The sequence below is a fragment of the Streptomyces sp. NPDC127084 genome, from assembly GCF_042724175.1.
GTDB lineage: Bacteria > Actinomycetota > Actinomycetes > Streptomycetales > Streptomycetaceae > Streptomyces.
In genome coordinates this window covers 1-6,012 of sequence record NZ_JBHXFA010000256.1, presented here as the reverse complement: position 1 = coordinate 6,012, position 6,012 = coordinate 1, and the positions used below count along the sequence as shown (strand labels likewise).

5 protein-coding genes and 2 pseudogenes are annotated in these 6,012 nt (G+C 55.9%); 4 read left to right on the top strand and 3 right to left on the bottom strand.

Annotated features, from left to right (window positions below):
• Positions 1-231: 231 nt before the first annotated feature.
• Positions 232-402 (bottom strand): hypothetical protein, encoded by a 171-nt coding sequence (locus ACFWI9_RS32425; protein ID WP_387168335.1) that lies wholly within the window; start codon positions 400-402, stop codon positions 232-234.
• A gap of 99 nt (positions 403-501) precedes the next feature.
• On the opposite strand from ACFWI9_RS32425, the gene ACFWI9_RS32420 reads away from it, so the two are divergent.
• Both ACFWI9_RS32420 and ACFWI9_RS32415 read left to right on the top strand, forming a co-directional pair.
• On the top strand, positions 502-2,523 hold the full coding sequence (locus ACFWI9_RS32420) for an FAD/NAD(P)-binding protein (RefSeq protein WP_387168332.1): 2,022 nt from the start codon (positions 502-504) through the stop codon (positions 2,521-2,523).
• Positions 2,483-4,081: a histidine phosphatase family protein gene (locus ACFWI9_RS32415; RefSeq protein WP_387168329.1), complete on the top strand. Its 1,599-nt coding sequence runs from the start codon at positions 2,483-2,485 to the stop codon at positions 4,079-4,081. The genes ACFWI9_RS32420 and ACFWI9_RS32415 overlap by 41 nt, the downstream gene beginning before the upstream one ends.
• A gap of 54 nt (positions 4,082-4,135) precedes the next feature.
• On the opposite strand, the gene ACFWI9_RS32410 is transcribed toward ACFWI9_RS32415, so the two are convergent.
• The gene (locus ACFWI9_RS32410; protein ID WP_387168326.1) at positions 4,136-4,471 is read right to left on the bottom strand and encodes a hypothetical protein; all 336 of its coding nucleotides are present in this window, start codon (positions 4,469-4,471) and stop codon (positions 4,136-4,138) included.
• 222 nt (positions 4,472-4,693) lie between these two features.
• Between ACFWI9_RS32410 and ACFWI9_RS32405 the strand changes: the two genes are divergently transcribed.
• Positions 4,694-5,182, top strand: a complete 489-nt coding sequence (locus tag ACFWI9_RS32405; protein ID WP_387168323.1) for a hypothetical protein — start codon at positions 4,694-4,696, stop codon at positions 5,180-5,182.
• On the opposite strand, the pseudogene ACFWI9_RS32400 reads toward ACFWI9_RS32405, so the two are convergent.
• Positions 5,175-5,573, bottom strand: a pseudogene (locus tag ACFWI9_RS32400) (transposase); the annotation flags it as partial. The gene ACFWI9_RS32405 and the pseudogene ACFWI9_RS32400 overlap by 8 nt on opposite strands.
• Positions 5,574-5,604: 31 nt before the next feature.
• Between ACFWI9_RS32400 and ACFWI9_RS32395 the strand changes: the two are divergent.
• Positions 5,605-5,891: pseudogene (locus ACFWI9_RS32395) on the top strand (integrase core domain-containing protein); the annotation flags it as partial.
• Positions 5,892-6,012 lie beyond the last annotated feature (121 nt).

The following is a 6,012-nucleotide window of genomic DNA, read 5'->3' as shown; positions in this document are numbered from 1 at the left end:
CCCAAGCGAACCCCGAACTCCTGACCGACAGCGATGCCCCCACGTCACACCATCGAGCGATGGCAAGACCGACGAAACGCCACATCCCGCACTCTCAGCCCACCCCCATCCGCATACCTCACACACCACGGATACAGACAACACCCCCGGCCCATCAGGGACTTCGAAAAAGATCACTCTAACGAGCCGAAGCCAGTAAACAGCACCGCCCGCTCCTCGGCACTGACCATCTCACCCCGGCCCGTACGTCCCGACCGACCGCTGCGAGACTCCGAACAGCGCAGCCGCCTGCCGGTACGAGCCCACCCGGCCCGACTCCAGCGCAGCCACCGCCCGCAGCCGCAGCACCTCCTGCGCAGCCGGGCTCCGACCCTGGGCCCACCACCGGCCGATCCCACCCATGATCGACCCTCAAGATCTCCGGCTGTAGTACAAGCTGCCCAATCAAGCGACGTTGAGTACAGTTGGATTTATGGCCATCCTGAGCTGTCAAGTAAATGGATGCCGACTCAAGATTCCACTAAGCGTCATCCCAAAGTTGAGCCGGTGAAAGAAATGCAAGATGCAAAGAAGGCTACGCCCCGCATCGCAATCGTCGGAGCAGGGTTCTCCGGGACGCTGTTGGCAATACGCTTGCTGCAATTCGCCAGATGCCCCCTGGAAATTCTCATGCTGGAACGTGAAGCAGGGTCCCGTTTCGGCGGAATAGCCTTCGGGGAAGCTGCGACGAACTGGTATCACTTGCTCAATTTGCAGGCAGGTCGAATAACTTTGATGAGAGAGCATCCGGAAGATTTCCTGGAATGGGTGAACATGGAATCGGACCGCTCTAGGTGGCCCGATAGGTGGCATTCACGTAAATTCGATGTGAGTAGCCCGGTTCCCAGAAAAATCTACGGACAATATCTGGAAGATAGGTTGAAAGCTGCCCTTTCTGACACTCACCCAGGGGTTTCCCTGCAACAGATAGATGGCGAAGCAGTAAGCGTGCATCCGGAAAATGAGGGAGCGGGATACACCATCACTTACGCTAACGGAGAAAATGACCTTGCGGACTTCAACGTCCACCAAGTAGTTCTGGCAACAGGCCATCTAAGTCGACTGAAGGCTCACTTCTATTGCAACGTTGAGAGTTATAAAAATGTCATCCTTGACCCATATTCCCCGCACTCACAGAAGGATTTTGAGTCAATAGCACCTGAAGATGCCGTGCTGGTCGTCGGAGCCGGTCTGACCGCTTTTGACGCCATTAAGTCCTTGCTGTGCAGCGGACACAAAGGAAAAATTGCTATGTGTTCACGCAATGCCAACATGCACGGCGCTTATTCAGATAGCCACGAGCACGATATATGGCAGGTTCGACGACCCCCCTTCCTGGACGCCGAGAGCCTTACCGCAGAAGAAGTTGAGTCCGGGGTAAGGGAGGAGTATGCCTATCTGCTGAAGAACCCGCCGCCCGGATGCGCAGAGGAGGAGGCTGCTGATGTCTTCCCCGAACGCATCATGAAGGCGTGGGAACCATACGTTTCAGAGTTGATCACTAAAATGTCCTCCCATGATGTCCGTGAACTGCTGAAAAAATATCAGAGCCTCATATTCACCAACAGGACAAGCACAGTTTGCGAAATCGGAGGAACAGTATGGGAGCGCGTGCTTGGATCCGAGGGACAGCAGAAAAACATTACCGTCCTCGCAAGAGAGATAGTAGACATGCATCCCGCTGGAGAGAAGATCAGGATCACCTTCTCGGAGGGTGACGAGATCATAGTCGAGTGGGTTATTAACTGCCTCGGCAGTAACGTTAACTATGAAATTTCTGATCACCCGTTGTGGGACGATCTACTCCAAAGAGGATACATTCGTCCCCATTCTGTCACCGGTATGGGAATTGACGTCACTGCCCACGGACGGCTGGTCAAATCAGACGGGAAACCGGAATGTAATGTATTCTGTGTTGGCCCTATGCGCCAGGGGGATGAGCTGGTACGCCACGGACGGTTGGGCGCCTTTGTATATAGTATCGGAACTCTGCGTAACCAATGCTTCGATACGGCATTGGAAATGCTGCGCTCTCTTGAGTTCGACACAAATAAGAGCGCTCATCTTGAGGGACGGTCGTCAATTGACGACATCTGCGATTGGATCGTGATACTAGCCAAAACCCAATGGGTTACCATGTCCGATCCTGCCGGCCTTACCGAGCATCTTAAGATTTTCTCCGAAGAAACCCTTTACCCCTTGAAGGTTGCGTACCTGCGGGCTCATCACCGTGCCGACCGAGAAGAGTACCGAGCCGCTGTTGGAGATTGCATGTCCGAGTTGCGAAAGTGGATTTCGAGCAACGAACGCCAATCGAGTACACAAGAGGTGGAAATGCTTTGCAGGACGCTGGAAAAGACGGTGGAGGAATATTCAGTAGATTGCTTGTGTGATATCAGCAAGCTCGCGACTTGGCAATCCGAGTACGGCTCTCAAATACACTATGCACCGACGGAAAGCGTCTCCCGTGAGATCGCCGAATGAGAGATCCATTCTCTCCAACCTCTTTTTGGTCAGGCACGGCGAATCAACCTGTAATTCGGTGCATCGCATTGCAGGCCAGAAGGATGCCCCCCTCAACCCCTTGGGCAGGGCCCAAGCAGAGAAAATTCGAGAAAAGCACGAGTCAGAGAAGGTCGATCGATGCTACGTTTCACCGCTTTCGCGTGCACACGAAACAGCAGAGATCATATTCAGCGGGAGGGCGACGACTATATCGGTTGACGATCGTCTAATAGAGCGAGATTTCGGGAGTTACACTCTGCATAGCAAGGCGCTCCTGCAGAGAAAATTCGGAATCGTCGAATATGAACGCGCCATGAATTCAGACAGTTGGTCAATGCGCGGCGGCGAAAAGATTGATTTTTTCAAAAAGCGCATTCAAGAATTTTACGAACATGAAGTTCTCCCGGCCCTTGAATCCGGACTACGTGTCTGCGTGGTGTCACATAAGTATGTAATTGAACTTATATGTAGATTTATTCTTCATCGTAATGACGCATATGACCTTCGTCTCCCTAATTCAGAGATGATCCGAGGAGACCGCATATCGAAGTATGTGAGACATGAACAAGAGAAGCCAAATATGGCTCGTGATTGGACGGTCGTTCACCATCCCCTGCTGTTCTGTATCGCATTGACTCTCGGGTTCTTCCTGAATCTACTGGGCCTCCGCGCATCAATTTCTCCTTATTTCTTCGGCGCGTTGCTGATTGCATCCACCACAATAACAATGAGTCGCATAGAGCTGGAAAATCTACGAGCATTTATTCGTAGTCACAGCATAATAAAGATGGTTGCGGTTCGCTATGTGGCTCTGCCAGTTATCCTAGCGCTCATTCTCCGCTCTTGGGGGCCGAGGTCGAGCGAAATAATACTGCTTTTGCTTTTGGTCATTTCGGCCCCAAGCTCCATGGTTACGCCGACTTTGAGCCGTTCTCTAGGCGGGATGATTCTTCCTTCGTTCTCTGTTGTTTTGCTGTCTTCGCTCGTTTCCCCTTTCATACTGGCCATAGTTTTGAATCTTACCCGGATGGATGATCTAGTCGCAGTGTTTGCTACCAGCGTATGGGCCTCTGGTGGCATAGTGTTGGCTGCCTACTTCTGCGTACTGAGATTCAGGGCGCGATCCCCTATTCGAGTAGCGAAATTTGGGGAACGTAATGCCTATATTTCAGTGATGCTCCTTGTGGTCTTTATTGTCTTTGTCATGCTAAAACTTGATATTTCCACCTTCCGTACAGACTTGCCCCTGGCGATTGGCTTCGCAGTATCCCTGAGGCTGATTTCTGCGCTTTTTAAGCGTAGAAACAATGTGGGAAGCATGGATGATTACATTGCAATGTCATACCCAAACATGTTTGCCGTCATTATAATTGCCTCCGTATTGGGGAATGTTGATCTGGAGCAGTTGGCCATTTGGACTTTGCTTTCAACTTTCACATTGTCCTTCGTTGATGCTTGGTATGTTGGGCGCCTTGTCATACCTGCCTCTGATACTCGGTGGGCCGTTGCTCTCTCACTGCCACGGCAGCTGTACTGATCTTTGAGGCCGTGGTTGACGAGTTGGCTGTCGGCGGCATACCAGGAGCCTTTTTCACGTGTAGATCATGAGGGTGAGAAGGGCTGCGGAGAATGACGACAGCCTGTTCGGGCTGATCCGGGCGTGACGGAGGATGCGCCACTGCTTGATCCTTGAGATGGTCCGTTCGACCGGGGCGCGGAGTGCCGCGTGGACCTGGAAGTTGACGCCCTCACGACGGACCTTGCCGGAGTAGTGGCCTTCGGCCTGTACACGGTCGGTTTCGGCGACGGTGCCGTCCAGCAGTACGTATCCGTCGCCATGGTAGCGGGTGAGGGCCTCGGCGAGGGACGGCGCGGACGTGCCGAGCAACTCGATCGTGTCGTTCACGTAGCGCCAGGCCGTGGCCACGCTGATGGAAATCCGGCGGTGATCTGTTCAAGAGTGTCGTGCTTGTGCAGGTGTTGCGTCCTGAACGCGTGAAGGAGTTGGTAGTAGGACACCTTCCAATTGCGGTGCTGTGTGGAAGATGAAGGATTTTTGGCCCTTCGGAGCCGCCCTGCGGGGGCCCCTATGGTTTTGGTCAAGGAAATCGGGTCTGCGTTGTGAGGGTGTGGCGGGCAGGATGGCGGGGTGGCTGATCTGCTGTGGGATGACGTCAAAGGCTTCTTCGATCCCGACTTGATGGGGTCGTTGCCGGACGTGTTCGTTCCTGAGATTTCGGCAGAGGACTGGCAGGCCGTCCTCGACCTCGTCGGCGCGAGCGGCTGGAAGCACCAGTATTCCGAAGGAGAGACGGTGCTTACGGTGCCTCGGGCGGAGGCAGTGCTGTCCCGTTCGGCTGACGCTGAGTGCCCGCGGTTGCGGGTATGGCCGACTGCTGACGTGCTGGTGATCTTCCGCTTGTATTCGGTGGAGGAGATCGACTTCGATGTTGACCTGCGGGAACTCCAGGGCCAGGAGCGACTCGACATGTTCTGCGGTTTCCTGCAGGTGCTCGGGCGACGGTTGGGCAAGCCGGTGCTGATGGATCCGGAGGGCGGCGACGACAGTCATCCCGTGCTCGGGTTCGATGTTGAGAGCGATCGTGTTGTTCTCCTGGCCGAACCGCCCGTCAGTTGACCCCTGGCGTCGGCGGCGGGTCGTAGAAGGTGCCGTCGCGAAGCATTGCGAAGAGCACGTCGGCTCGTCGGCTTGCGAGACAGAGCAGGGCTTGGGTGTGGTGCTTGCCCTGACTGATCTTCTTGTCGTAGTAGGCCCGGGAGGTCGGGTCGGCGAGAGCTGCGAACGCGGAGAGGAAGAAGGCCCATTTGAGCTGCTTTCCTCTCCGGGAGGGCTGTTCGCCACGGATTGACGACCCTGAGCTGCGGGTCGCCGGGGCCAGACCCGCGTAGGCGGCGAGGTGGGCGGCGGAGGGGAACGAACTGCCGTCGCCGACGTCGATGAGGATCCTGGCTCCGGTCCTGACGCCGATCCCCGGCGCGGACGTCAGGACCTTCGAAAGAGAGTGGCTCTCCAGCCGTTCCTCGATCCTCGCGGCCAGGAGGTACGGGTCGAAGGCGTTCGCCGATGCCTGCCACCAGGCCGGGATCCTCCGATCCATGGGAGCGGTCGGCACCTCCGCGGACAACGCCGCCGCGGAGTCGTTCTTCGCCTCGCTCAAGCGCGAAATCCTTCCCGGCCGGCGTGGGTGGCCGACCGCACGAGCCGCCCGCCTCGCAGTCTTCCGCTGGCTCGGCTTCTACAACCACCAGCGCAGGCCTCCACGATCGGTTACCTCGCGCCGGTCGCCTTCGAACAGAGATCAACTACGCTGGCCATCGCTGCATGACAACCGGTGTCCACAATCAAGGTGGAAGCCCCGTCCGGACCCAACCCGTAGGCGGCGCGCAGGCCGGGGTTGAGGATGGTGACCAGCTGGTCGAGCTCCACGGTCAGGGCCGTGTGTTCCT

Bases quoted from the DNA above. Each gene is read 5' to 3' on its own strand.
- ACFWI9_RS32415 (WP_387168329.1), top strand. From the start codon at position 2,483: ATGCACCGACGGAAAGCGTCTCCCGTGAGATCGCCGAATGAGAGATCC.
- ACFWI9_RS32420 (WP_387168332.1), top strand. From the start codon at position 502: ATGCCGACTCAAGATTCCACTAAGCGTCATCCCAAAGTTGAGCCGGTG.
- ACFWI9_RS32425 (WP_387168335.1), bottom strand. From the start codon at position 402: ATGGGTGGGATCGGCCGGTGGTGGGCCCAGGGTCGGAGCCCGGCTGCG.